We start from the raw sequence: 1,982 nt of genomic DNA, 5'->3' as shown, positions 1-1,982 counted from the left end.
TGCCGCATCGCCATCACCATCTTGATGACGCCCGCCACCCCCGCCGCGCCCTGCGTGTGGCCGATGTTGGACTTGAGCGAGCCCAGCCACAGCGGCCGGCCTTCGCCCGGCCGCTTCTGTCCGTACGTCGCCAGCAGCGCCTGCGCCTCGATCGGGTCGCCCAGCGTGGTGCCGGTGCCGTGCGCCTCCACCGCGTCGACCTGGTCGGCGGTCAGCCGGGCGTTGGCCAGCGCGGCGCGGATGACGCGTTCCTGCGCGGCGTCGTTCGGGGCGGCCAGGCCGTTGCTGGCGCCGTCCTGGTTGATCGCCGAGCCGCGCAGCACCGCCAGCACCCGGTGGCCGTTGCGCTGCGCGTCCGACAGCCGCTCCAGCAGCACCAGGCCGACACCCTCGGAGAAGCCCGTGCCGTCCGCGCCGGCGCCGAACGCCTTGCAGCGGCCGTCGGGAGCGAACCCGCGCTGCCGCGAGAACTCCACGTACGCCGAGGGCGTGCTGCACACCGTCACGCCGCCCGCCAGCGCCAGCGAGCACTCGCCGCCGCGCAGCGCCTGGACCGCCAGGTGCATCGCCACCAGCGAGGAGGAGCAGGCCGTGTCGAGCGTGACCGCCGGGCCCTCAAGCCCCAGGGTGTACGCCACCCGCCCCGACACCACGCTGGCCAGCCCGCCCGTGGCGGCGTAGCCCTCGAAGTCCGCGGGGATGTGCGGTATCCGGGACAGGTAGTCCTGGCTCGACACCCCCGCGTAGACGCCGGTGGCGGAGCCCTTGAGGGTGGCCGGGTCGATGTGGGCGCGCTCCAGCAGTTCCCACGCGGTCTCCAGCAGCAGCCGCTGCTGCGGGTCCATGGCCAGGGCCTCGCGCGGGCTGATGCCGAAGAACGCCGCGTCGAAGGTGTCGGCGTCGTGGAGAAAGCCGCCCTCGCGGACGTACGCGGTGCCGGGGTGGTCGGGGTCGGGGTGGTAGATGCCGTCCAGATCCCAGCCACGGTTGGCGGGGAAGGGGCCGATGGCGTCGGTGCCGCTGTCCACCAGCTGCCACAGCTCCTCGGGGGAGGCGACACCGCCGGGGTAGCGGCAGGCCATCGCGGTGATGGCGATGGGCTCCTGGTGGCGCTCCTCCGCCTCGCGCAGGCGCTGCCGGGCCTGGCCGAGGTCGAGGGTGACGCGCTTGAGGTACTGGCGCAGCTTGTCTTCGGTAGACGGCATGGTTCCTCTCTCGTTCCTCGTCACGAGCCCAGTTGCTGGTCGATGAGGGCGAACATCTCGTCGTCCGACGCCGACTCCAGGGCCTCCCCGTCGACGGTGTGGTCAACAGCCCCGGTGTCGTCGCCGAGCCGCCACAGCAGGTTCTGCAGGCGCTTGACGAGCTGGGCGCCGATCTCGCCCTCCGGCCTGCCGTCGGACAGCGCCGCCTCAAGCCGTTCCAGCTCGCGCAGCGCGGGCGCCGCGGCCTCCCCTTCCGGTCCGGCCGGGGCGAGTTCGCCGCGCAGGTACGCGGCCATGGCGGCGGGCGTCGGGTAGCGGAACACCGCGGTGGCGGAGAGGCGAAGGCCCGTCACCATCGTGAGGCGGTTGCGCAGCTCGACCGCCGTCAGCGAGTCGAAGCCGAGGTCCTTGAAGGGCATGTCCGCCGACACCGTCTCGGCGTCGGCATGGCCGAGCACGGTGGCCGCGTGGGTCCTGACCAGCTCCAGCAGGAACGCCTGCTGCTTGTCCGGCGCCATCGACGCCAGCCGGCCGGACAGGTCGGCCGCCGGCGCCGCCCCGGCCGCCGCGCTGCGGCGCGCGACGCGGGCGCCGCCGCTCGCGAGCGAGCGGACCAGCGGCGGCAGCGCCTGGGTGGGCTGGGCCGCGAGGGTGGTGAGGTCGAGCCGGGCGGCGAGCAGGTGTGGTTCGCCGTGGCGGTGGGCGGTGTCGAGGAGGGCGAGGGCGTGATCGGTGGGCAGGGGGGAGACTCCCGACCGGTTCATGCGGGCGTGGTCG

The 1,982-nt window shown here is 74.1% G+C and carries 2 protein-coding genes; both read right to left on the bottom strand.

The features are described from left to right. A partial coding sequence (locus PV419_RS52750; RefSeq protein ID WP_319701224.1) for a beta-ketoacyl synthase N-terminal-like domain-containing protein occupies positions 1-1,205 on the bottom strand: 1,205 nt, incomplete at its 3' end. A 20-nt stretch (positions 1,206-1,225) separates the two neighbouring features. Then, on the bottom strand, positions 1,226-1,982 hold a 757-nt coding region (locus PV419_RS52745; RefSeq protein WP_319701223.1), incomplete at its 5' end, for a beta-ketoacyl reductase.

Source organism: Streptomyces sp. ME19-01-6, assembly GCF_033793745.1.
Lineage (GTDB): Bacteria > Actinomycetota > Actinomycetes > Streptomycetales > Streptomycetaceae > Streptomyces.
This window is presented reverse-complemented; position numbering and strand designations above follow the sequence as displayed.